The organism is Archangium sp. (assembly GCF_036389735.1).
In the GTDB taxonomy this organism is placed as follows: domain Bacteria; phylum Myxococcota; class Myxococcia; order Myxococcales; family Myxococcaceae; genus Archangium.
Map to the genome: position 1 here is coordinate 1 of NZ_DASVWK010000819.1, position 23725 is coordinate 23725.

Below are 23725 nucleotides of genomic sequence, written 5' to 3' on the forward strand. Positions count from 1 at the left end.
CCATGTTCACCATCATCAACGTCTCCAAGGCCTACGGGCCCAAGAAGCTCTTCGAGGAGGTCAACGTCGCCTTCTCGCCTGGCCGCCGCTACGGTCTCACCGGCCCCAACGGGGCGGGCAAGACCACCTTCATGAAGATCCTCGCCGGGGACGAGGAGGCGGACATGGGCACGGTCTCCCGCCCCAAGAAGCTGGGCATCCTCCGCCAGGACCACTTCCGCTACGAGAACGACCGCGTCCTCGACGTCGTCCTCATGGGCAACAAGGGCCTGTGGGAGGCGATGAAGGAGAAGGACACCATCCTGGCCAAGCCCGACATCAACGACGAGGACGGCAACCGGCTGGGCGAGCTGGAGATGGTCATCGCCGAGGAGGACGGCTACAGCGCCGAGTCCGAGGCGGCCTCGCTGCTCGAGGGCCTCGGGATTCCCGCGGAGTCGCACGAGGGGCCGATGAAGCAGCTCACCGGCGGCCTCAAGCTGCGCGTGCTGCTCGCCCAGGCGCTCTTCGGCAAGCCCCAGGGCCTGCTGCTCGACGAGCCCACGAACAACCTGGACATCGACTCCATCCGCTGGCTGGAGACCTTCCTCATGGCGTTCGAGGGAGTGCTCATCACCATCAGCCACGACCGGCACTTCCTCAACACCATCTGCACGCACATCGCGGACATCGATTACGAGGCCATCATCCAGTACAACGGTGGCTACGATGACATGGTGAGGCAGAAGGCCCAGCTGCGCACCCGGGTCGAGTCCGAGGTCTCCGAGAAGAAGAAGAAGATCCTCCAGCTGCAGGACTTCGTGGCCCGCTTCCACGCCGGTACGCGCGCCTCGCAGGTGCAGAGCCGCATCAAGCAGATCGACAAGCTGAAGACGGACGATCTGAAGCGCTCGAACATCGCGCGGCCCTTCATCCGCTTCGATCAGAAGCAGGCCAGCGGCAAGCAGACGCTGACGATCGAGGGCATCGCCAAGAGCTACGACGGCCAGAAGGTCATCCAGCCGTACACGGGGCTGGTGTGCAAGGGCGAGAAGATCTGCGTCATCGGCCGCAACGGCGTGGGCAAGTCCACGCTGGTGAAGATGATCGCCGGGCAGCTCGAGCCGGACGCGGGGAAGATCACCCTGGGCCACCAGGCCTCGCTGGGCTACCTGCCGCAGGACCACCACGGCACCATCCGCAAGGGCACCACGGCCTTCGAGTGGCTGCGCGACATCAACACCAAGCTCACCAACGAGGAGATCTCCGGCATCATGGGCCGGATGCTCTTCTCGGGCGAGGAGCGGATGAAGCCCACGGACACGCTGTCCGGAGGTGAGACGGTGCGCCTGCTGTTGTGCAAGCTGATGCTCAACCAGGACAACGTGCTGGTGCTCGACGAGCCCACCAACCACCTGGACCTGGAGTCCATCAGCGCGCTGGCCGAGGGCCTGCAGAAGTACGAGGGCACGGTCATCGTCGTGACGCACGACCAGGAGCTCATCTCCGAGGTGGCCACCCGCATCTGGAGCCTGGACGAGGGCAAGCCCGTCAACGACTTCTCGGGCACCTTCGCCGAGTACACCGAGAAGAACCCGCGCCACGTCGCCCCGCGTCGCTAGGCGCGCCCCTCATCTCCCTTCGGGGAGACACACCCCGAGGCCGGAAGCCGCTGATTCGTCAGGGGTCTCCGGCCTCTGTGTTTTCAGGCCCAGGGGTGGGGGCGGGCATGGCCCTGCTCTTCGTCGTCAGCGGACTGCTCGGGCGCTGGTGGGCGGGGTGTACTGCCTATTCCCTGCAGTGCGCGGCGTGGAGAAACTGCTGCCCGACCACGAGGCCGTACCGCAGCGTGCTGGTGCGGCAGTGCAGCCGGGCGCGGTGTAGTCGAGTCCGCCGTATTTGAGCGCCCTCGGTGTCACGGTCGCCCCACTCCAGTGGCTCCTCCCTCTGTTGTAGTTATTTCCATGGATGCGCTCTCTCAAGTGGTGGATGCGTGCGCGTCTGGATTAAGACGGTGTGCCTCGCCAACAACGAGGCCGCAGCCTGAGACTGGAGGAGCGATGCCCAACGACACTATTCGGATCCTGACGCGACTGAGGGATGACCACGCGATGTCGAACGACCACTTCCGGCAGGTGCATCACTTCAGTGCGAACAACAAATCGACAACCACCATCAACATCCACCTCAGCTATTGCGGCGGGCTTGGCGGGTTCTCGGGGCTCAATAACGTCCGCACCCGAGAGAGGCTACGGATCGTGCTCAAGGAGAAGGGCGTTGGTGCCAACTGGGAGACGGCCATCGCCGCCGCGCTCAAGCGGTATCCGTTGCCCTGATCGGAGTGGGTCAGCTGCCAAGGAGGTTGTGATGCGCGTGCTGCAGACGCTGGTATCAGTAAAAGGATTCCGGAGGCCCGCGAACAATACGCTGCGGTTGCGAGCGTTGGATGCGTTGTTCTCGATCGCAAAGAAGAATGATTGCCCCGTGCTCCTGCTTCCGATGGGCTTCCTGTTCGCGACAGACGAAGCTGACCGGGATTTGCTCTTCGATCGTGTTGCGGATGCGGCGCGCGGGGCGGGGGTGGCGGTCGTCGGTGGAATCGATGTCGGTGCCGCTTCCAAGCGTAAGGTGACCAAAATGGACGTGCTCGCCCGGAGACTTCCGTACTTCGGATTCGTGGTGGCCGGCGATGGTCAACTGCTCGGGCAGTGGCGGCAGACGAGCACGACGAGCGACAACTACGATCCGCGGCAGGCGTTCCCTGGTGACGAGCGCACAGTGCCGATCGCGGGCACCAAGGTGTCGGTGCTGCTCTGCGGCGAAATCTTCAACCCGTACGCGGCGAAGGCTATCGGCAAGATGCGCCCAGCGGCCGTCTTCGCGCCGGGTCACGCCAGAATGGGGATGGGCCTCATCCCTGCCCTCCAACGCATCCACAAGTCGACAATCTGTCCGGTGCTCCATGCCCATCATGTTGCCGGTACCAACAAGACACACGCCATCGCGGCGAACGGACAGCACGTCTCGCGAAGCATCGACACGAATTGGCGATACGAGCCGATGCCCGAGGGGCCCTTCTGGTACGGGTGGAAGGTGAGGAGTCTGTAGTACCGACGCCCGGGGCAAACTCACACCCTCCGGCCGCGCGCCGTGCTGACTGGTCCAACCATTGGGCCAGTTGCTCCCGAGCGCGGCTGGAACCTCCCCCTGACAAGACTTACTTCAATTGGCTTAGCGGAAAGCATCGACGATGTAGGCCGCCGCAGTGGAGCCGTCCAGGATGGCCATTCCGGGCTTCGACTCGGGCCGCTTCCTCATTTGGTCCCGGCTGAGCCGGGCCACCGCGCAGATGGGGAACTTCTCGCTGTCTGGTGGGTGGGCCTCATAGTACCGGATCACGACTTGCGCGCCACTCGTCCAGACCTGCCCGTACAAGCGAGTCGTCGATTCGAGCGTGCCGAACTCGTCCTTCAGGATGCTCTCAATCGGCCCGTCGTAGAGCGTGACCTGCCTCGCATCGAGTTGGTTTGCATCGAGGTCGACCCAGGCGGCATCCCCGACGCGCAGCTTCAGCGCGCGCATCATTCTCTTGGCGTCCTCGGAGCATTCCTGCGGACCTGGAGTACCATCCGGGCGCAGAGCCACACCGCCAGTTGTGGCGCAGCCGGAAGCCATGGCGAGCAGGACGACAGCGCTGAGCAACGATGCTTTGGTCGTGGGCATGAACAGAACCTCTACTGCCGAATCAACGTGTGATCCATCGCTACGGCGACCTGGAGGAGACCATCCCCCCGGAATATCTGCAGGGCGAGATCCGCCAACTGCCCACCCTCCGTTTCGAAGGCGCTCTTGTCCACGACGACCGCGATTTTTCCCGATTGACCGGGAGCGATCTCGGTCCGGTTCATACGAAGCGCGAAGGGTCGAACCGTGTAGTTGGTGAAGTCGCGGGTCAGGTAGGCGCCATCAAACTTCCATGGCCCATCGTGGTAGGTGTTCTTCAGGTGAACCACGACCGCCGCCTTCCCAGGCCCCTCGAAGACCTCGACTCGCATGTCCATGTCCTCGTTGGTCGAGCGCCAGAACCTCTTGCGGCGAAATGGCGTCTTCTTCACCTGCCCGTTCGCGAGAAGCGTCGCGTAGGCATGGTCGACCGAGTTCTCTTCCTTCTTGAAACGCTCGTTCTCCTCGCTCAGTTCGCGCTCTCTCTTGAGAGAGTCATATAGGGACGAGAGCACCGCGTTGTAGCTGTCGGGATCCTTGAACACGTTGACCTGATGATCGATCCACCCCCACTCCTCGCGGCTTGGGCGCTTCACGAGGAACACGAACTCGGTTCCGTCAACGAGCGTGACGAGCAGGGGCACCGCCTCATCGCTGTTGAGATCGCGAATCGGCTCCAGAACCACCTTCTTACCGCCCACGAGCGGGGGCTCGAAACGCCCCTCCCACGCCAAGAGCTTCGTCTTCGTCGGAGCAACCTCTTTCACGAAACGGAGGGTCGTCACCACCTGCCCGGCAACGTAGATGTTGTGCGCCTCCTGACTCGGGTGGTCCGAGACCTTGAGGGTCCGAATCATGATCTTGTCGTCCGGGTCCCTGGCGAGTGCCGCGAAAGCCACGAAGACGAGAAGCAGGCCGCTCCTGGTTATTTGAGAAGTTCGCATGGACTGGCCAACTTAATAGGACGGGTACAGGATTTCCAGTCTGCACGCGCCTCGACTGTGGGAGGCCGATCATCGCCCTTGTTCTGATGCCCAAAATTCGTCAGCGTCGACGCGTCCCGCCGCCGAAGCAGTCCCGAGCGCATCAGGACCCCGCCAGCGCCACCGAGGTAAGCGAAAGCCACCTTCTCCCTACAAAATGAGCTCCAAATTGGAAGACCTCCTGAACTCCCTCGAAGCCGTGGCCGGACAGCACTCCAGCGAACCGGAAGCGGTGACCAACATCGAGACCGCGGCCCTGGCGCTCCATTTCATCCGACGCATCGGCCGGATGACTGACTTCTGGGAGTACGTAAAGGCATTCAACAGCGAAGAAGCATGGCCGAAACCCCTGCGCTCCTTCGGCACCCGGGATGAGGCTCTGGCCTGGCTACGAACCCAGCCGACTCTTCCCTATGAAACAGTGCTGGAGGTCGCAGGCGCTCTCCATACCGTCACACGCATTCGCGACGGCGAGTGGGTCCTCATTCGCTCCCCCACGACCGAGGAACTGGAGGCGATGGAGGAAGCGGAGGAGTGACTCCACCCGGGAAGAGGCCTGGATTTAGGAGACTGCTTCTTGCCCGTCTTCGCCGAGAAACCACCGCCCTAGCGCTCGGGCAATGAGTGGCGTGGGGCCCCTGGCTGCCCCTGACACCCGGGGAGAAGCGCCCAGCCCGGCACCGCCCAGCAAGCGCAGCCGACCACGCAGGGAGCACACCGCTACTGTGCCAGCCGGAGGGGGCGCAAGCGGGATAAATCCAGCGGTTGAGCTTGAGCACGATCCTGCCCCTCCAGGAAAGGTGTCAGGAATTTCAATCCGTGCTCGCCCTCCCCCTCCCGCGCGAGCGTTTCAAAGGACAGAAGCGTCCCCCTGCACTCGCTACGTCCAGGCCGAGTTGGTGGGCGGCTGCTGGCTAGCGCGCGCTGCCCGCCGGGGCCCCGAGGCGCTGCTCATAGGCCTCCAGCGTCCGCCGCCAGGCGGGCCGTGCCTCACAGCGCTCGCGGTAGGCGGAGACCCGGGGGAAGCCGTCGAGCACGCCCGCGTTGCGCACCTCGCGCAGCACCGTGGTCATCAGGATGTCCGCCACGGTGAACGCCTCGCCGGTGAGATACGGACGCTCCCGAAGCCAGTCCTCGAGCGCTGTCAGCGCACGCCCGGCCCACTGCACCAACTCGGGACGCCGCTGCGCGCCGGTGGGATCGGCGGCGCCGAGCAGATCGATCATCACGATCTGGAACAGCGGGGGCTCCAGGGTGTTGAGCGCGGCGAAGCACCAGCGCGTCACCTGGGCGCGGCCTTGGAGATCCGCGGGCATCAATCTGCCCGTCTTCTCCGCCAGGTACAGCAGGATCGCGCCCGTCTCGGTGAGCACGAAGCCGTCGTCCTCGAGCACCGGCACCTGAGAGAAGGGGTTCAGCCGCCGGTACTCCTCGCTCCTGAGTTCCCCCGCGGGATGATCCAGGCCGTGCACCCGGTAGGGCACGCCCAGCTCCTCGAGCGTCCACAGGACGCGCAAATCGCGCGTGAGACCCACTACCTTCGAGTTGACGCGGCCGAAGCCGTGGAGCGTGAGCATTCCAGCATTGTTGATGCCGTGCCCGCGCGCTGTCGAGGAGGTTGGCCGCCTACCGCAAGCGCGGCCGTGAGGCCCGAGCGCAGCGAGGCCTGAAGGGCTGAATAGGACGGATGGGCGCCCTGTGGAGGTCGAGAGAGCACCTGGGCAGTAGGACGCCCCGAATGCACCAGCCACCTCCTGGAAGTCGGGCGCGGCTCCATGCGAACAAGAGCCTTGGGTCTCCAGCAGGTGGGGAGGCCAGCGAGGAGCACGCATGGACGAGGAGAAGAAGTCCGAGGCGAGCGGGGACGAACCGGAGCGGTTGGGGCCGTACCTCCTCCAGGAGCAGGTGCCGCAGACCGATTACACCGAGGGGACTGTCTACCTGGCCACGCACGAGCCGAGCGGGGCCACGGTGCTGTTGCTCAAGCTCGCCAAGAAGGGGGCGGCCACGCTGAAGGACCTGCGGGGGCTCGTCAACGTCTCGGCCTCCCTCGGCTTCATCGCCATGCACGTGGAGCACACCCCCTGGTCCAGGGCCCCCGACAGGCAGTCGGTGGAGTCGGCGGTGTTCACGTTCGAGGGCTTGCACGAGGCGATGCGGCGCATGGCCCATGCCGTCTCCGACACCCGCGAGCCCCGCCCCCGCTGGCACCTGGGGCTGGCGCTGGTGAGCGCCGCCGCGGTGGGCGCCCTGCTCTTCGCGCTGGTGCGTCCGGCCCTTGTGTCCCAACCGCCCAGCGGCCCAGAGCCCATGGCGAGAACAGCGCCAGCACCCGTGAGCGATGAAGTGCCGACGGCCGCCGAGAAGCCGGATCCGCTCGCCAGTGGTTGGCTCGCGGACGGCACTCCCCCGAAGCAATCCCTGCTCGCCCTCCCCCTGCCGCGCGAGCCCTTCAAAGGGCAGAAGCGCCCTCCCTGCACTCGCTACGTCCAGGTCGAGCTGGTGGGCGGATGCTGGATGCCCCACAGGCTCAAGGCGCCGTGCCCGGGAGACCTCTACGAGCACAAGGGGGAGTGCTATGCGCCCGTCTTCGCCGCGAAGCCGCCGCCCCAGTCACTCGGGCAGTAAGTGGCGCGGAGCCCCTGGCTCCCGGCACCCGGGTTCGCTCGTCCTCACCGTCCCTCCGAGCCTCGGCCGTGCATTCTGATTCGCGGGTGTTCGCCGGCTTCGCTTGTAGACGTCTACAAGCAACATGCGTGAATGTGGGACAAAACACGACACCGCTTGTAGACGTCTACAAGCGGAGCCGGTTCCAGCCGTTGAAATGAACTCAGCCTCCAGCGCGCGGGGGCTCGTGAAACCGCCCGCGCAGGGGGCTGGGCCTCTTGCGCGGTCCCGTCCTCACTTCAGCAGCGGAGCCAGCGCGGGCCAGACGTGGTCGCGCAGCTTGGGCTGCACGGCGGCGACGGGGTGGATGTTGTCGGCCTGGAAGGCGCCGCGGTCCATCGCGATGGGCTCCAGCAGGAACGGGAGCAGGGCCACCTGGTGCGCCTCGGCCACCGTGCGGTAGTTGGCCACGAAGCCCTCCGTGTAGGCCTTCCCCAGGTTGGGCGGCATGCGCATGCCCACCAGCAGCACCCGGGCCCCGGAGGCCTTGGCCGCGCTCACCATCTTCTCCAGGTTGGCCCGGGTCTGCTTGAGCGGCAGGCCCCTCAAACCGTCGTTGCCCCCCAGGGCGATGACCACCACCCGCGGCCGGTTGCGCGTGAGTTCTCCTGCTATCCGCGCGGCGCCCCCCGCGGTGGTTTCACCACTGACGCTGGCATTCACCACCCGCCATCCCGGCGTCTGCCGGGCCATGCGCTCGGCCGTCAGCGCCACCCAGCCCTCCTCCGGCGCGAGCCCGTAGGCGGCGGACAGCGAGTCCCCCATCACCAGCACCGTGCGCACGGGCTCGGCGGCCACGGCCGGCTCCGCCAGAGTGGCCAGCGACACGGCCAGTGTCAGCACCAGGTAGCCGAGCACCCCGGAGGTCCGGGCGCGCTCCCTCATGTATTCTTGGCTCATCCGCTGCAACTCCTCCGGGTCCGCGTTACAAGCCTGCTCCGCGAGCAGCCACTCCCCTGACGAAGAACCAATATGCCCCACAACATCGCGATGCACACCCAAGTCCAAACCGACCCCCACCGGATGGCCCTCCAGGTGTCGGAGCTGGGCAAGCGGGTGGCACTGCCGTCCGGAGCGCTCACCATCCTCGAGGGGGTGGGCTTCTCCGTCGCCCATGGCGACACCGTGGCCATCGTCGGGGCCTCCGGCTCGGGAAAGAGCACGCTGCTGTCGCTGATGGCCGGGCTGGACACGCCCAGCAGCGGAAGCGTGCTGTTGGATGGCGAGCCGCTGTCCGCCCTGGACGAGGACGGCCGGGCGCGCGTGCGCGGCGAGAAGGTGGGCTTCGTCTTCCAGAGCTTCCAGCTGCTGCCCTCGCTGACGGCGCTGGAGAACGTGATGCTCCCGCTCGAGCTGCGCGGAGACGCGGACGTGGAGACGCCCGCCCGGGCCATCCTCGGCAAGGTGGGGCTGGGTGAGCGGCTCGGCCACTACCCGCGCCAGCTGTCGGGCGGAGAGCAGCAGCGCGTCGCCCTGGCGCGCGCCTTCGTCACCCGGCCGGCGGTGCTCTTCGCCGACGAGCCCACCGGCAACCTCGACACCACCACCGGCCAGTCCATCGTCGAGCTGCTGTTCTCGCTCAACGCGGATGCGGGGACCACCCTGGTGCTCGTCACCCATGACGAGCACCTCGCGGCGCGCTGCGGACGGCGGCTGCGGCTCGACGGCGGCCGGCTGGTGGCCGAGCAGAGGCAGTCGTCATGAGACTGCTCGGAATGGCCTGGCGCCAATTGCGCCGTGACTTCGCCGCGGGCGACCTCCACATCCTCCTCTCCGCACTGGTGCTCGCGGTGCTGGCGGTGACGGCCATTGGCTTCGTCACCGACCGCGCCGAGCGCGCGCTCGCCATCGAGGCCAACCGTCTGCTCGGTGGTGACGCGGTGGTGCTCGGCGACACCCCCATCGACGGGGTGGTGCGCGAGGCGGCGGGGGCGTCCGGGCTGCGGAGCACCGAGACGCAGGAGCTGTCCAGCATGGTCCGGGTCGGCGACGCGGACGATGAGCGGCTCAAGCTCGGAGATCTCCGGGCACTCGGAGAGGGCTTCCCCCTGCGGGGCCGCTTCCGCGTCATGGAGGCGGAGGGCGGCCCCGAGCGCGACGCCGCGGGCATCCCCGAGCGGGGCAGCGTGTGGATGAGCCGCGCCGGCGCGGACGCGCTGGACGCCAGACTGGGGGACATGATTGGCGTCGGCGAGTCGCAGCTGCGGCTCGCCGCCCTGGTGGTGCAGGAGCCGGACGCGGCGCTCGACTACTTCAACATCGCGCCCCGGGTGTTCCTCAACCTCGCCGACCTGCCCGCGACGGGGCTGGTGCAGGAGGGCAGCCGGATGCGCTACCGCCTGGTGGTCGCCGGAGAGTCGACCGCGGTGGAGCGCTTCGTGCGCACCGCGCGAGAGGGGCTCGCGCGCGGCCAGCGCCTGGAGACGGTGAAGGAAGCGCGTCCGGAGATGCGCTCCGCGCTCGACCGTGCGGGCCGCTTCTTGAGCCTCGCGGCGCTGGTGTCGGTGGTGCTGGCGGCGGTGGCCGTGGCCATGGCCGCGCGCCGGCACAGCGAGCGGCACCTGTCGGGCACGGCGGTGATGCGGTGTCTGGGCGCGAGCCAGCGCACGCTGGTGGGCACCTACGGGGGCGAGCTGCTCCTCCTCGGGCTCATCGCGAGTTCCATCGGCGTCCTGCTCGCCTTCCTCCTGCAGTGGCTGGTGGGCCGATGGCTCTCCGAGGCGCTGAAGCTGTCCATCCCAGCGGCCGGCTGGGTGCCGGCGGTGCAGGGGTATGGGGTGGGCCTGGTGGTGCTGCTGACCTTCGGGGCACCGCCCATCCTCGCGCTGCGGCGGGTGCCGGCGCTGCGCGTGTTGCGGAGGGATCTCGACAGCACCGAGCCGAGCGCCTGGCTGGTGGGGTTCGCGGGCGTGGCGGGGCTGGCCGCGCTGCTGTGGTGGAAGGCCGGCTCGGCGGGGCTGGCGTCCTGGATGCTCCTCGGCATCATCGCCACGCTGGGGGTGCTGGCCGCACTGGCGTGGGGGCTCATCGCCCTCGTGCGGCGGCTGCGCTCGCGGCTGCGCGGAAGCCTGCGCTATGGGCTGGCCAATGTGAGCCGACGCGCGGCCACCAGCATCGCGCAGGTGTCGGCGCTCGGCCTGGGGCTGATGGCGCTGCTGCTGCTCACCTTCGTGCGCACCGACCTGCTCGACCGCTGGCAGGTGTCGCTCGCCAAGGAGGCTCCCAACCGCTTCATCGTCAACGTGCAGGAGGACCAGATAGAGCCGGTGCGTGCGTTCATGGCCGAGCAGGGGTTGCCCGCTCCGGACCTCTTCCCCATGGTGCGCGGCCGCCTGGTGGCTCACAACGGTGAGCCGGTGAAGGCGGCGCCCGACGCGGAGGTCGCCGGCTCCGAGGAGGAGCGTCGCAGGCAGCGGCGCAGCGACCGCGAGTACAACCTCTCCACCGCGGACACGCTCCGCGACGACAACCGCGTCACCGCGGGCGCTTTCTGGAGCCAGCAGCGCCCGGAAAAGCCGGAGCTGTCGGTGGAGGAGGGCTTCGCCACCTCGATGGGCTGGAAGCTCGGGGACCGCGTGGCCTTCGATATCGCGGGCCAGCGGCTCGAGGCCACCGTCACCAGCCTGCGCAAGGTGGAGTGGGAGAGCTTCCGGCCGAACTTCATCGTGTTGGTGTCTCCGGGCGCACTCGTGGGCTATGCGGCCAGCTACATCACCGCGGTGCGCGTGCCCACCGAGCGCACGCGCTTCACCGCGGAGCTGGTGGCCCGCTTTCCCAACCTCTCGGTGGTGGATATCGACGCGCTGCTCAAGCAGGTGCGCGGCACCGCGGACCAGGTCTCCACCGTGGTGGAGGTGGTCTTCTACTTCTCGCTGCTCGCGGGCCTGCTCGTGTTGATGGCCGCGGTCAGCGCCAGCCAGGACGAGCGGCTGCTGGAGGGAGGAGTGATGCGGGTGCTGGGCGGCAGCCGCCGGCAGCTGCGGCTCGCGCAGGCCTCGGAGTTCGCGGCCATTGGCCTGCTGTCGGGCCTCACCGCGGCGTGCGCCGCCTCCGTCCTGGCCGGGGTCATCGCCACGCAGGTGTTCAGCCTGCCGTGGCAGGCGGACTGGCGGCTGGTGGTGGTGGGTGGCGGGCTGGGGGTGCTGGCGGCGGTGAGCGCGGGGATGTTCGCCACCCGGCGAGTGCTGGATGCGCCGCCCTCGGTGACGCTGCGGGAGCTGTAGGGCTGAGATGGAGCGCTGGATGAACCCTCTGGATTGGAACGGTCCGCAGTTCCTCGTGGCCTATGCGGTCTTCCTCGTGGTGGCGTGCCTGCTGGCGCTGCTCTGGAAGCACCTGCTCAATCAGCCGTCGCGGACTCCGGAGCCCCATGAGCTGGACCTGGGTGCCTACGAGGTGGCCGTGCTCGACGGCGTGGACACCGCGGTGAAGGCGGCGGTGTTGGCGCTCGTGCACGGCCGGTCGTTGCGCTTCGAGGAAGGCAAGCTCTCCGCGGCCACGCCACCGCCCGAGAAGGCCTCGCGCCTGGAGCGCGCCATCCATGCCGCGGTGTCCGAGGGGCTGGGCTCGCTCCCCGAGTTGCGCGAGGCCGCGGAGGATGAGCTGGATCGGCTGGAGGAGTCACTCGAGCGCCGGGGTTTCCTCCTCACGCCCGAGCAGAGCTCCCAGGTGCACAACCTCCCCCGCCTGCTCTTCGGCGTGGCGCTGGGCGTGGGGGTGCTGAAGCTCATGGTGGGTGTGGCCCGAGACAAGCCGGTGGGCTTCCTCGTCCTGGAGCTCCTCGTGGGCACGGTGCTCGGCCTGACCGTGCTGGGAGGCACCCGCCGTCGCACCCGCCGGGGCAACGAGGCGCTGGAGCTGCTCCGGGTGCGGCACGCGCCCCTGCGCACGACGGCCTCCACCGGGGGCACGGGCCAGATGCTGAACTCCGGCAACCTGGTGCTGGCCACGGGCCTCTTCGGCCTGGGCTCGCTAGCGCTCATGGACGTCCACCCCCTGCGCTCCTACCTCATGCCCATGGGCAGCATGGGGAGCGGTGGGGGCGGTGGCTCCAGCGGCAGCAGTTGCTCGGGTGGCAGCAGCTGCTCGGGTGGCAGCAGCTGTGGAGGAGGCGGAGGCTGCGGAGGCTGTGGAGGCGGGGATTGAAGCGCCTGGCGGGCGTGGGCGTCGGGTGGCGGCGGCAGCTCGCGCACACCCTCGACACGATGGAGGGGTTGGGCTTCGTGGAGGTGCTGGCCGAGCACCTGGACGCCCGGGGCCCCCTGCCCGAGCCGCTCGTCCGGCTGCGCGAGCGTGGGGTGCCGGTGGTGCTGCACGCGGTCTCGCTGGGCCTGGGCAGCGCCGAGCCTCCGTCCCCGGAGCGCCTGACGTGGCTGGCGCGGCTGGCCGAGCGGCTGGACGCGGTGTGCGTGAGCGAGCACCTGGCCTTCGTGCGCGCGGGGGGCGTGGAGTCCGGACACCTGTTGCCCCTCCAGCGGGGTGAGGACGCCCTGGAGGTGCTGGCGGAGAACGTGCGCGCGGCCGAGGCGGCGCTGCCCGTTCCCCTGGCGCTGGAGAACGTGGCGAGCCTCTTCGAGTGGCCCCAGCCCTCGTTCTCCGAGGCCCGGCTGCTCTCGGGCGTGCTGGAGCGCACGGGAGCGTGGGTGCTCCTGGACGTGGCCAACCTGTACGCCAACGGCCTCAACCTCGGCACGGACACGCGGGCGGTGCTGGAGGCGGTGCCGCGCGAGCGCCTGGCCTACGTGCACGTGGCGGGCGGGGTGAAGCACGGCGGGCTGTACCACGACACCCATGCGCACCCGGTGTCCACGGGGGCCCTGATGCTGCTGGAGGAGCTCGTCGCGCGCCTGGGCCCCGTGCCCGCGCTGCTGGAGCGCGATGACGCCTTCCCCCCGCCGGACGTCCTCGTCGCCGAGCTCGACGCCATGCGGGTGGCACTGGCGCGGGGCGTGGCGCGCCGGGAGGCCGCGTGAGCGCCCGCGAGGCCCTGGCGCGGGCCCAGGCCGAGCTGGTGCGCGCCCTGAGTGACGGAGGCCCGGTGCCCGCCGGCTTCGATCCCGAGCGGGTGCGGGCCGCGGCCGAGTCGCTCCTGTCCAAGCGCCGCGCGCAGGTGCGGCGCGTCTGGCCCGCGCTGGTGGCGGTGCTCGGGCCGGGGTTCTCCGAGGTCTTCACCGCCTGGGCCCGGGACAACCCCTGGCGGGGCCTGGAGCCCCACCCGCTGGTGGAGGGCCGCCGCTTCGCCGAGGCCCTGCGCGCCGCGGGCCGCCTTCCCCCCGAGGCCGAGGACGAGTTGCTCGGCTTCGACCTGCGCTGGCGGCTCACCGCCGAGGGAGGAGTGGCCGCGCGCCGGGGACTGTCCTGGAAGGTGGGCCGGGTAGGCAACCCCCGACGCTGGGTGCTCGCGGTGCGGCTGCCCGGAGGCCGCGTGCGGCGCTGGTGGCTGCCCTCGACTGATTGACCACGAGGAGTGTGCAGTGGCCGCGAAAGCCTCTCGTAAAAAAACCACGAAGCGCGGTGCCTCCACGCCCGAGGACGTCGAGACTGCAGGTCATCCTGCACCTGGGGGCGAAAACACGAGACACCGCGACCTCGGGCATCGCGGTCTCCGACCCGGAATCGTTGCTCGAGTGGCTTGCCAAGGACCGGGCGTCGGCGAGGTTTCTCGATTTGAAAGACATTGACGCAAGACGATCCGCCTTCGCGAAGGTCATCCGCGAGTGGCTCAAGCATGTCTAGGCTGGTTCAGGCCGCCTCGAAGGCTCGGGGCACGTCGAGCCGCAGCTGCCGGTCCTCGACAACGAACGGCTCACATGGGTGGCCGTGCGTGTCGCGGAAGGACAGGTGGAAGCGCAGCACCTTTCGCGCCTCGCCGTGGGTGCTGTAGTCCGTCCCGCTCCGCCACGCATGGAGGTAGAGGGCATAGAGGCCCTCCCCCACCTTCTCCAGCGAAGGGTGTCCCGGGCCATTCCACGCCCCGCCCAGCGCCGGGCTCTCGCTGTCCATCAACAGCCGCTCGTCTCGAACCTGCCCGTGCAGCACGTCATCGAGCTTGCCCACGTAGGTGTGGTACTCGTGGTTGCCGAAGAAGCCGGCGCTGTAGATGACGTGGAGCTGGCCGTTCTCCCGGACGAAGAACTGCCCCTCGACGAGCCCGCCATGCTGGGGCCCATCGCTGAGGATGACGTTGGGCGCGCCGACGAAGTCGAGCACCCCATCCGGCCCGAGGGTGAACTCCCGCGCGACCAGCGGCGTCGGCACGGCGCGCCACTGGCCCGTGGTCTCATCCACCCAGCGCAGCGCGTTGCCATCCACCTTGACCACCAGGGCCTGGCGCTTGCGTCCGGAGCCGTCCTCGATACGCACCACGGTCCCGTCGATGGTGCCCAGCATCGGGTTGTCCCCCGCGTCCCCTCCCGGGTAGTCCGGAACGAGCTCCTTCACGCGCGGGTTGACGTCCAGGGGCCCGTGGTCCGTCCAGGGACCCTCGATGGAGCGGCTCGTGGCGTAGGCGCTCCGCAGCACGCCCTGCCGGTCACGCGCGGTGTAGACGAGGACCAGCCACTCGCCGAGCTCGAAGACCTCCGGCGCCCAGCGCGCGAGCAGGAGATCATCGGGCAGCCCCGGCTCGTTGGGCACCGGCTCGCCCTGGTTCCACCACTCCGGCAATTGCCCCTCGGGGAACAGGGCCAGGTGTTGGCCGTCCTTCAAGGCGGCCTCGAACCGAGCCCGGGTCTCGCTCCACCGATAGAGCGGGAAGGCATGGGGAAGGTTGTTCGACGTGGCGATGAGCCACAGCCCTTGCGTTCGCGCTCCGTCCGGGCTCGTGGCCGACAGCCGTAGGGCGAACGGGTCCGGCATGTTCTCGGAGAGGAGCGCCTCGGGAACCCAGGCCGGTCGAGCGAGGAGCTCGCCCAGTGTCGCGCCCCTTGAGGAAGTGTTGAACTCGAAGGGTGCGGACGGGGCCGACGCGAGCGCGTTGTGCGCCACGCGCTCCTCGGACGGGGTCAGCGGGGGAGCAACAGGGAGAGAAGCGGACGTCTGCTCGAATTGATCGGACATGGGGTCCAGGGCAGAGGTGACGAGCCCGGAAACCAGGCAGGCCACTGGCCCTATTCCGTCCGCGGCCCTGACAGGGCGAGGGCGTGTGCACCCCTGGAGGGCGAGCGGCCATGCACGCCGGTGTCAGCGCGCGCTCGGCCGTGCCGCGCCCTTGCGCGCCGGGGGCCGCTCCGCGCCGACCACGTGGAGCCGGACGACGTAGGCACGGCCAGGCGGCGCTCGAACGGACTGCGCACGAAGCCAAGCACCTTCAGGCCCAGCGGCGCGAAGAGGTCGTCCGGCTCGCGCACGTCGCGGTAGATGACCGAGGTGCCCGAGCGCGTCTCCAACTCGACCCGCCGCTCGAGCGGGTACTCGAGTGTGTCCTCGGAAGGCGAAGCCCAGTTGCAACCGCGGCACGGAGTTGCTGGCTACCGGTTGAACCGGCGCAGCAGGAGGACGCCCAGTCCGAAGCCGGAGGCCCAGGTGGCCGCCGCTCCCAGTGGCGTCATCCGGGCCGGCTCGGGCCGCGGCGGAAGCTGGGGACTCAGGCGCTCCTCCAACTCCTTCTGATCCTTCTCCCGCTTCTGGCCCTTGGTCATGGGAGGGCCACCCTTGCCCGGCCGCTTCTCGCCCGGGGCCTTGCCCTCTGGCGACTTGTGCTCGAGCACGGCGTTGATCTCCGCTCCCAGCAGGATGACCTGCGAGGAGATCCACATCCACAGCAGCATCACGATGACGCCGCCGAGCGCGCCGTAGTTCGCGTCGTAGCTGCCGAAGTTGCGCACGTACACCGAGAAGCCCCAGGACGCGACCAGCCAGACGATGACGCCCACCACCGAGCCAGGCGAGATGAACTTGAACGACTGCTTCACGTCCGGGAGGAAGTAGTAGATGAGCGCCCACACCAGCATCATCAGGACGCCAGCGAAGGGCAGGCGCAGCCACATGACCACGGTGCCGAGCGGCTCGCCCAGCCGGTGCGCGATGGCTGGCATGGCCACCATGGCCAGGGAGGCGATGATGGAGAGCACGGCGCCGCCCAGCGTCACCAGGATGGCGATGCCACGCACCTTCCAGAAGGGCCGGGACTCCTCCACGTCATAGACGGTGTTGAGCGCGTCCATCAGCGCCACCACGCCGCCCGAGGCCGCCCACACCGCGCCCAACGCACCGACCGTCAGCAGCCCCACGTTGTCGCCCGCCGCCAGGTCCTTCAGGCGCTGGCCGATGATCTGCGTCACCGCCTCCGGCGCCACCCGCCCCATCTCCTGGATGAGCACCTCGGCCTGCGCCGGATCGATGATCACGCTCGCGAGCGCCACGAGGAACAGGAGGAAGGGGAACACCGCCAGCACGGCGAAGAACGTCACCGCTCCGGCCACGTTGCTCACGTTGTCGGCCTTGTACTCGTTCTTCAACTCGGTGAAGAACTCCTTCCAGCTCATCCCCTTGCCTGGGAGTACCATCACGCCTCCTTGCTGGTGACATGCCAAGGATGCGCACTCCGTGCGTCTACCTCAGCCCGGAACATTCCACGGGCCCACGCTCGCCTGTCTACCCCCCGAGCCTCTGGAGGAGCGGTTACGGGTTCGTCACTGGAGGGGGTGGCGGACGGCGGCGCGGTCGAGGAAGCCGAGCAGGGGTGACCACACCTCGTAGGGGGCGCGCTCGCCGATGACGACGTCCACGTGGCCGTAGTCCACCGCGAGCCCCTCGGTGGTGCCCAGCAGCCGCCACGCCTTGGGGCCGCCCAGCGCGAGGTAGCCGTCCCGCACCGCGCTCACGGGGGCCACCTGGTCCCCCTCCCCCGCCATCACCAGCACCGGCACGCGCACGTGCGCGAGGCCCGCGCGGTAGTCCCGGCTCCCGTCCGAGCTGGTGAAGCGCCCGGTGTGCACCATGTGGATGAGATCCCTCACCACGCCCCCGGAGAGCTCGCCGAAGACACAGGACGCGAAGCGTCGCCACCGCTCGCGCGGCGTGTTGCGCGCGTCCAGGGCGATGCGCTCCACCGGGTTGCCGCGCAGGTACGCCTGCACCGGCGCCGTCAGCGAGGACAGGAAGCCCATGTCGAGCGTGTCCTCGCGCGAGACGAAGCGATCCCCCACCTTCGCGAGCGTCTTGAGCCAGGGCCCGGCGCGATCCATCCGCGTGGGTCCGGCCAGGGCCACCGCCGCGCCGATGCCCTCTCCGTCCTCGGCGAGGTAGGCGTAGAGGAGCAGCGCCCCCAGGCTGTAGGCGACGACGTCCACCTCGTCCTCGCCGGTGTGCTGGCGCACGGTGCGCAGGGCCGCGCGGAAGTCCTCGCGCCACAGGGTGTCGAAGCCATAGCCCGAGGGACGCCCCGCGGCCGCGTTCGCATGGTCCGACGCGCCGGTGCCTCGCAGCGCCACCGTCCACACCTCGCGTCCGTGGTCCGCTAGCCAGAAGGCGAGGCTGTGATCCGGATCCAGCACCAGGCTCACGTCGCCGGAGGCCAGCCCCGGGATGAGCAGCACGGGACGCCCGCGCACGGGCCCCTCGGCGGGGATGCGCCGCATCGCCAGACCCCAGCCGTCCTCCGTCTGGATGCGCAGGGACTGGGCCCTGGCGTTGACCCGGGCACTGGACGTCGAGACACAGCCCGTGGCGAGCAGGGCGAAGAGCAACACCACGGGTGCGAGTGGAAGCGAGCGGGACATCGCTAGCCCGTGTAGTCAGGCAGCACCGGCGCGTCCTTCAGGCGCGGGGCGGCCGAGTCCTTGGGCGAGAGCAGCGGCGACTTCACCGGCCAGGGGATGCCCAGGTCCGGGTCGTTCCAGGCGATGCCGTGCTCGGTCGCGGGCGAGTAGAAGTCGGTGCACTTGTAATGGAAGTCCGCGCTCTCGGAGAGGACGCAGAAGCCGTGCGCGAAGCCCGCGGGCACCCAGAGCTGACGCCGGTTGTCCGCGCTCAGCTCCACGCCCACCCACTTGCCGAACGTCGGCGAGCCGCGGCGGATGTCCACCGCCACGTCGTAGACGGCGCCGGCGAACACCTGCACCAGCTTGCCCTGCGCCTGGGGCTGCTGGAAGTGCAGCCCGCGCAGAATCCCCTTCGCCGAGCGCGAGAAGTTGTCCTGCACGAAGGGGCCCGGGAGGCCCGCATCGGCGTAGCGCTTCGCATGGAACAGCTCCATGAAGAAGCCGCGATCGTCGCCGAAGCGCTTGGGCTCGAGCAGGAGGACGCCGGGCAGCTCCGTCTCGGAGATCTTCACCCGCGCGCTCCCCTGTTCTCGATGAGGTCGAGCAGGTAGCGCCCGTACTCGTTCTTGCGCATGGGGTGCGCCAGCTCGGCCAACTGGGCGGCGTCGATGTAGCCCATGCGGTAGGCGATCTCCTCGGGGCACGCCACCTTGAGGCCCTGGCGGTGCTCGATGATCTGGATGAAGTTGGAGGCCTCCATGAGCGACTCATGGGTGCCGGTGTCCAGCCACGCGTAGCCACGGCCCATCAGCTCCACCTGGAGCTGCTTCCGGCCCAGGTAGATGCTGTTGACGTCGGTGATCTCCAGCTCGCCGCGCTTGGAGGGCTTGAGGTGCTTCGCGATGTCCAGGACCTGGTTGTCGTAGAAGTACAGGCCCGTCACCGCGTAGTGGGACTTGGGGTGGGCCGGCTTCTCCTCGAGGCTCAGCGCGCGGCCCTGCGCGTCCAGCTCCACCACGCCGTAGCGCTCCGGATCCTTCACGTGGTAGCCGAAGACGGTGGCGCCCGACTCCCGCTTCGCCGAGCGCTGCACCAGCTCGCTCAAGCCGTGGCCGTAGAAGATGTTGTCGCCGAGGATGAGGGAGACGGGGTCCTTGCCCACGAACTCGCGGCCGATGATGAAGGCCTGCGCGAGCCCGTCCGGGCTGGGCTGCACCGCGTACTGGAAGTTCACGCCCCACTGCTTGCCGCTGCCGAGCAGCTCCTCGAAGCGCGGCAGGTCCGTGGGGGTGGAGATGATGAGGATGTCCCGGATGCCCGCCAGCATCAGCGTGGTGACCGGGTAGTAGATCATCGGCTTGTCGTAGACGGGCAGCAGCTGCTTGCTGACGACGCGCGTCAGCGGGTACAGGCGCGTGCCGGAGCCGCCAGCGAGAACGATTCCCTTCACGACTTCTTCTCCTCGGTGCCGCGCCCGGCCTTCCAGGCGGCATGAAAACGGGTCAGGGACTCGGCGAGGTTCAGGGGCTGGGCGCGCAACTGGGCGCGTGCCTTGTCCACCTTCAACCCGCTGCGCAGCGGGCGCGGACTGGCCAGCTTCATGTCCGCCATTCGCACGGGGGTGATGAGGCCCGGGTCGAACCCGAACACCTCGCACAGCGCGCGACCGAAGCGGACGCGATCCACCACCTCGGCGCCGCAGGTGTTCCAGATGCCACCCAGCTTGCGCTCGCCCAGCTCCGCCACCATGGCGGCCACGCTGTCGGCGAAGCTCGCGGAGACGAACTGGTCCTCGAAGAGGTTCACCCGCTGGCCCTTCTCCAGCGCGCCCACCAGCCACGCGCCGAAGTTGGCCCGGCCCGCCGCGGGCCAGCCGTACACCACCGCGGTGCGCGCGATGGCGCAGCCGGGCACGAAGGTCCGCGCCACCTGCTCGGCCATGTGCTTGGTGATGGCGTAGACGCCGCGCGGGTTGGGCAGTGCCTGCTCGTCGTACGGGCCGTGCTCGCCGTCGAAGACGTAGTCGGTGGACACGTGCACCAGGTGCGCGCCCAGCTTGCGCGCGCTCCGCGCCACCGCCGCCGTGGCGTTGACGTTGGCCGCGTACGCCAGCTCCGGATCCCTCTCGCAGGCGTCCACCTCGGTCATCGAGGCGGGATGGATGATGACCTCGGGGGCGATGGACTCGATGGCGGCGGCCACGTCCTGCTCGCGCGTGAGCTCGCACGCCACATAGTGGTACGCCTCCTCCGTGCGCTGGGGGCCGCGTCCCAGCCCCACCACCTGGTGCCCGCCCTTCTCCAGCAGCGCGCACACCCGGCTGCCCACCAACCCGTTGGAACCCGTGACGAGGAATCGCATGGTGGCCTCTCCGTTCAGCCGTTGAGGCGGGTGCGGTACTGCGACTCGAAATACTGGCGGTAGGCGCCGCTCATCACCCGCTCCCACCAGGCGGCGTTGTCCACGTACCAGCGCACCGTCTCCTGGAGGCCCTGCTCGAAGGTGTGCGCGGGCGTCCAGCCCAGCTCCGTGCGGATCTTCGTCGGGTCGATGGCGTAGCGCCGATCATGCCCCGGGCGATCCTTCACGAACTTGATGAGGGACTCGGGCTTGCCGAGCAGGCCGAGGATCGCCTTGACGATCTCGATGTTCTTGCGCTCGGAGTTGCCGCCGATGTTGTAGACCTGCCCGGCCTTGCCCTGCTCCAGCGTGGTGAGCAGCGCCGAGCAGTGGTCCTCCACGTGGAGCCAGTCGCGCACGTTGGCGCCGTCGCCGTAGACGGGCAGCGGCTTGTCGTGCAGGGCGTTGACCACCATGAGGGGGATGAGCTTCTCGGGGAACTGGTAGCGGCCGTAGTTGTTCGAGCAGCGCGTCACCACCACGTCCATGCCGAAGGTGTGGTGCCAGGCCAGCGCGAGCAGATCCGAGCTCGTCTTGGAGGCCGAGTACGGGCTGGAGGGCTGAAGCGGCGAGGTCTCGGTGAAGTAGCCCGTGGGGCCGAGCGAGCCGTACACCTCGTCCGTGGAGACCATCAGGAAGCGCTTGATGCCGCGCACGCGGCTGGCCTCCAGGAGTTGCTGGGTGCCCAGCACGTTGGCCTGGATGAAGGCCTCGGGGCCCAGGATGGAGCGGTCCACGTGGCTCTCGGCCGCCAGGTGCATCACCGCGTCGATGCGGTGCACGCCCAGCAGGTGCTCGACGAACTCCCGGTTGGCCACATCCCCGCGCACGAAGACGTGCTTCGGATCACCCTCGAGATCCTTGAGGTTCTCCAGGTTGCCCGCGTACGTGAGCTTGTCCAGGTTGATGAGCGTCCAGTCCGGCCTCACCCGACGCAGGTATTTGACCAGATTGGAGCCGATGAAACCGCAGCCCCCGGTGACCAGCACGTTCATGACGACACGCTCGACGAGATTGGGACGGAAAGCGGCGTGACTAATGGATGAGCGCTCACGCCGTCAATGGTGACCTTGTGTAACAAGCGTCGCGGGGGTAGAGGCTAAGGGCATCGTGAGCATCCTGAGAAGCAAGCGGCCCGCCGGGCCATCGGCGGCACGAGCGGTCCACCAATTCCTGCCACGGCTGGCCTGGGGAGACGCGGTGGGCAACCAGGCCCGCTACCTGCGCGAGCTTCTGCGGAACTGGGGTTACGCCTCGGAGATCTACGCCGAGCAGTGGGACGAGGAGTGCCGCGAGCAGGTGCGCCCGGCGCGGGACTACCCCCGGGAGGCGGATGCGGACAGCGCCCTGCTCATCCACCACAGCTTCGAATCGAGACTGGTGCCGCTGCTGGCCCGCTCGCCCGGCCGCAAGGCGCTCGTGTACCACAACGTCACCCCGGCCCGGCTCTTCGAGGGCTTCGAGCGCAAGGTGGCCGAGGCATGCACCGCGGCACGCGAGGAGCTGCTCGCCCTGCGCCCCCTGGTGGAGTGCGCGTATGCGTACTCGGGCTTCAGCGCCGAGGAGCTGGTGGCCGCGGGCCTTCCCCACGTGGCCGTGCTGCCCTTCGCGATGGATTGGCACGCCTTCGACGCGCCGCCGGATCCGGTACTGCGCGCCGAGTTGGAGGACGGGTGCGCCAACGTCCTCTTCGTGGGCAGGGCCGTGCCGCACAAGCGCGTGGACGACGTGCTGCGCGCCTTCACCGCCTACCAACGGCTGTACCAGCCGCGCAGTCGGCTCGTCGTGGCCGGCTACCTCAACCGCGAGACGCCCTACGGCGGCTACCTCCACGGGCTGCGGGACGCGCTCGGCCCCGAGCGCGTCCTCTTCCTCGGACGGGTGAGCGCCGCCCAGCTCTCCGCGTGCTTCGCCACCGCCACGGCCTACCTCTCCATGAGCCGGCACGAGGGCTTCGGCGTCCCGCTGCTGGAGGCCATGCACCGGGGCGTGCCCGTGGTGGCCTATGGCGCCGCCGCCGTGCCCGAGACGATGGGGGGCGCGGGGCTCACCACGTTCTCCCGGGACGCCGTGGAAGTGGCCGGGCTGCTGGCGGTGGTGGAGCGCCACGCGGAGCTGCGCGGGCAGGTGCTGGACGCGCAACGCGCGAGGCTGGCCGCGCTCGGGCAGGACGCGGTGGCCACGCGGTGGAAGCAGACGCTGCGTCCGTTCCTCGAGGGCACGCTCGAGGCGCCCCCGGCCTCGGCTTCCCCGGTACCGGTGGATCTGATCTGCCCCGCCCTGGGGCCCCGGCCCGACTCGGACATGGCCCGGCTCGCCTCGCGCGTGGCCGAGAAGCTCGGACGTGCCCGCGTGCTGACGCTCCGCCCCGGGGTGCCCTCGCCCCGCGCGGAGCCCGAGGTGGAGCGCCACGGAGGCATCGAGACGTGGCGCTTCACCCCGGACGAGCCGCTCTCCCGTGAGCCCTCCGCGCCGCTGCCGGGTGCCTCCTCGCTGGAGACGGCCGTGGTGGGCTCGGCGGCGGTGCCGGTGCTGCTGGGCGTGGAGACGGCGAGCGCCCGTGAGCTGCTCGCCCGCGTCCCCTCGCGTGTCTGGGGCGTGGGGGACCCCACCCTGCCCGACGCCTCTCGGGCCGAGGCCCGACGGCGGCTCGGCACCCGTCTGTTGGAGCTGGCGCCCTCCTCCCCCGACACCACCGCGACCCGGCTCGCCGAGTTGCTCTCCCGCACCGGAGAAGCCCATGCACGCTGAAGACCTGCTCACCACCTCGCCCACCGCGGAGGCCGTGGCCGCGGAGGTGGCCCGGCTGCCCCCGCCTCCCCCCGAGACGCTGGAGGCGCTGCGCCGCAAGCTGGAGTCCTCCGAGCACGCTCCCGTCGAGCGCGAGTGGCCTCCCGTCCTCCAGGCGCCGCGCAACAAGAAGGACAGCCGCTACGTCGAGCCCGCCACCTCGCACCGTCCGGTGGTCGGCCCCGCGCTCGTGATGGCCAAGCGCGCCTTCCGGCTCGCCTTCCAGCCCTTCATCAACGAGGTGCTGCGGCGGCAGGTGGAGTTCAACGAGGCCATCCTCGACTCGCTGGCCACCGTCTACGAGCACCAGCAGGTGCAGGCGCGCACCCAGTCCCTCTGGCGCAAGGAAGTCGAGGAGCGGCTCGCACGGATGGAAGCGCGGCGGGAGACGGACCCGGGCCATGAGCCCCCCAAGGGTTGAGGCCGTCCCACCGCGTCCCAGCCGGGCGCCGTGGCTTGCCGCCCCACACGGTTTCGTAT

The 23725-nt window shown here is 69.1% G+C and carries 24 protein-coding genes; 12 read left to right on the forward strand and 12 right to left on the reverse strand.

Annotated elements, in window-relative coordinates; translation table 11 throughout:
- Positions 1-2 precede the first annotated feature (2 nt).
- From VF794_RS29085 to VF794_RS29095, 3 genes are all read left to right on the forward strand, one after another.
- Positions 3-1601 (forward strand): ABC-F family ATP-binding cassette domain-containing protein, encoded by a 1599-nt coding sequence (locus VF794_RS29085; protein WP_331116003.1) that lies wholly within the window; start codon positions 3-5, stop codon positions 1599-1601.
- Between the two features lie 438 nt (positions 1602-2039).
- Entirely contained in the window at positions 2040-2315 is a 276-nt protein-coding gene (locus VF794_RS29090; RefSeq protein ID WP_331116005.1) for a hypothetical protein, read from the forward strand.
- A 31-nt stretch (positions 2316-2346) separates the two neighbouring features.
- Complete coding sequence (locus VF794_RS29095) at positions 2347-3087, forward strand: hypothetical protein (RefSeq protein ID WP_331116007.1); 741 nt, start codon at positions 2347-2349, stop codon at positions 3085-3087.
- A gap of 123 nt (positions 3088-3210) precedes the next feature.
- Here VF794_RS29095 and VF794_RS29100 read toward each other — a convergent pair whose 3' ends face one another.
- Positions 3211-3702, reverse strand: a complete 492-nt coding sequence (locus VF794_RS29100; RefSeq protein ID WP_331116009.1) for a serine/threonine protein kinase — start codon at positions 3700-3702, stop codon at positions 3211-3213.
- Between the two features lie 11 nt (positions 3703-3713).
- The gene (locus VF794_RS29105; RefSeq protein WP_331116011.1) at positions 3714-4646 is read right to left on the reverse strand and encodes a DUF2381 family protein; all 933 of its coding nucleotides are present in this window, start codon (positions 4644-4646) and stop codon (positions 3714-3716) included.
- A 208-nt stretch (positions 4647-4854) separates the two neighbouring features.
- Between VF794_RS29105 and VF794_RS29110 the strand changes: the two genes are divergently transcribed.
- Entirely contained in the window at positions 4855-5223 is a 369-nt protein-coding gene (locus tag VF794_RS29110) for a hypothetical protein (RefSeq protein ID WP_331116012.1), read from the forward strand.
- Between the two features lie 376 nt (positions 5224-5599).
- Here the strand turns inward: VF794_RS29110 and VF794_RS29115 are convergent, their stop codons facing one another.
- Complete coding sequence (locus VF794_RS29115; RefSeq protein ID WP_331116014.1) at positions 5600-6262, reverse strand: glutathione S-transferase family protein; 663 nt, start codon at positions 6260-6262, stop codon at positions 5600-5602.
- 253 nt (positions 6263-6515) lie between these two features.
- On the opposite strand from VF794_RS29115, the gene VF794_RS29120 reads away from it, so the two are divergent.
- A complete protein-coding gene (locus VF794_RS29120) occupies positions 6516-7313 on the forward strand; it encodes a hypothetical protein (protein ID WP_331116016.1) in 798 nt (265 codons plus the stop codon).
- A 273-nt stretch (positions 7314-7586) separates the two neighbouring features.
- Here the strand turns inward: VF794_RS29120 and VF794_RS29125 are convergent, their stop codons facing one another.
- Positions 7587-8252 (reverse strand): arylesterase, encoded by a 666-nt coding sequence (locus VF794_RS29125; RefSeq protein WP_331116018.1) that lies wholly within the window; start codon positions 8250-8252, stop codon positions 7587-7589.
- 123 nt (positions 8253-8375) lie between these two features.
- Here VF794_RS29125 and VF794_RS29130 point away from each other — a divergent pair, with 123 nt between their 5' ends.
- The 5 genes from VF794_RS29130 to VF794_RS29150 are packed head-to-tail and all read left to right on the forward strand — an operon-like array spanning position 8376 to position 13809.
- Complete coding sequence (locus tag VF794_RS29130) at positions 8376-9056, forward strand: ABC transporter ATP-binding protein (RefSeq protein ID WP_414640973.1); 681 nt, start codon at positions 8376-8378, stop codon at positions 9054-9056.
- Entirely contained in the window at positions 9053-11575 is a 2523-nt protein-coding gene (locus tag VF794_RS29135; protein WP_331116022.1) for an ABC transporter permease, read from the forward strand. The genes VF794_RS29130 and VF794_RS29135 overlap by 4 nt, the downstream gene beginning before the upstream one ends.
- A gap of 19 nt (positions 11576-11594) precedes the next feature.
- Positions 11595-12497, forward strand: a complete 903-nt coding sequence (locus tag VF794_RS29140) for a TIGR04222 domain-containing membrane protein (RefSeq protein WP_331116024.1) — start codon at positions 11595-11597, stop codon at positions 12495-12497.
- Positions 12494-13324, forward strand: a complete 831-nt coding sequence (locus VF794_RS29145) for a DUF692 domain-containing protein (protein WP_331116026.1) — start codon at positions 12494-12496, stop codon at positions 13322-13324. The genes VF794_RS29140 and VF794_RS29145 overlap by 4 nt, the downstream gene beginning before the upstream one ends.
- Positions 13321-13809 carry a hypothetical protein gene (locus VF794_RS29150; RefSeq protein WP_331116028.1) on the forward strand — a complete coding sequence of 163 codons (489 nt, stop codon included), beginning with the start codon at positions 13321-13323 and terminating at the stop codon, positions 13807-13809. The genes VF794_RS29145 and VF794_RS29150 overlap by 4 nt, the downstream gene beginning before the upstream one ends.
- Positions 13810-14093: 284 nt before the next feature.
- Here the strand turns inward: VF794_RS29150 and VF794_RS29155 are convergent, their stop codons facing one another.
- The 8 genes from VF794_RS29155 to rfbB all read right to left on the reverse strand — a co-directional run bounded on the left by VF794_RS29155 (position 14094) and on the right by rfbB (position 21450).
- The gene (locus tag VF794_RS29155; protein WP_331116030.1) at positions 14094-15410 is read right to left on the reverse strand and encodes a xylosidase; all 1317 of its coding nucleotides are present in this window, start codon (positions 15408-15410) and stop codon (positions 14094-14096) included.
- Between the two features lie 50 nt (positions 15411-15460).
- Entirely contained in the window at positions 15461-15739 is a 279-nt protein-coding gene (locus VF794_RS29160; RefSeq protein ID WP_331116032.1) for a hypothetical protein, read from the reverse strand.
- A gap of 81 nt (positions 15740-15820) precedes the next feature.
- Positions 15821-16858, reverse strand: a complete 1038-nt coding sequence (locus tag VF794_RS29165) for a YihY/virulence factor BrkB family protein (protein ID WP_331116045.1) — start codon at positions 16856-16858, stop codon at positions 15821-15823.
- A 126-nt stretch (positions 16859-16984) separates the two neighbouring features.
- Complete coding sequence (locus VF794_RS29170; RefSeq protein ID WP_331116034.1) at positions 16985-18073, reverse strand: alpha/beta fold hydrolase; 1089 nt, start codon at positions 18071-18073, stop codon at positions 16985-16987.
- A 2-nt stretch (positions 18074-18075) separates the two neighbouring features.
- A complete protein-coding gene (rfbC, locus tag VF794_RS29175) occupies positions 18076-18627 on the reverse strand; it encodes a dTDP-4-dehydrorhamnose 3,5-epimerase (protein WP_331116036.1) in 552 nt (183 codons plus the stop codon).
- Positions 18624-19505: a glucose-1-phosphate thymidylyltransferase RfbA gene (gene rfbA / locus VF794_RS29180; protein ID WP_331116038.1), complete on the reverse strand. Its 882-nt coding sequence runs from the start codon at positions 19503-19505 to the stop codon at positions 18624-18626. The genes rfbC and rfbA overlap by 4 nt, the downstream gene beginning before the upstream one ends.
- A complete protein-coding gene (locus VF794_RS29185; protein WP_331116039.1) occupies positions 19502-20416 on the reverse strand; it encodes an SDR family oxidoreductase in 915 nt (304 codons plus the stop codon). Before VF794_RS29185 ends, rfbA begins: the two co-directional genes overlap by 4 nt.
- 14 nt (positions 20417-20430) lie before the next feature.
- Positions 20431-21450 (reverse strand): dTDP-glucose 4,6-dehydratase, encoded by a 1020-nt coding sequence (gene rfbB / locus VF794_RS29190; RefSeq protein WP_331116041.1) that lies wholly within the window; start codon positions 21448-21450, stop codon positions 20431-20433.
- A 115-nt stretch (positions 21451-21565) separates the two neighbouring features.
- Between rfbB and VF794_RS29195 the strand changes: the two genes are divergently transcribed.
- Together VF794_RS29195 and VF794_RS29200 are read left to right on the forward strand one after the other, a co-directional pair.
- Positions 21566-23206: a glycosyltransferase gene (locus VF794_RS29195; RefSeq protein ID WP_414640972.1), complete on the forward strand. Its 1641-nt coding sequence runs from the start codon at positions 21566-21568 to the stop codon at positions 23204-23206.
- Positions 23196-23666 carry a hypothetical protein gene (locus tag VF794_RS29200; protein WP_331116043.1) on the forward strand — a complete coding sequence of 157 codons (471 nt, stop codon included), beginning with the start codon at positions 23196-23198 and terminating at the stop codon, positions 23664-23666. Before VF794_RS29195 ends, VF794_RS29200 begins: the two co-directional genes overlap by 11 nt.
- Positions 23667-23725 lie beyond the last annotated feature (59 nt).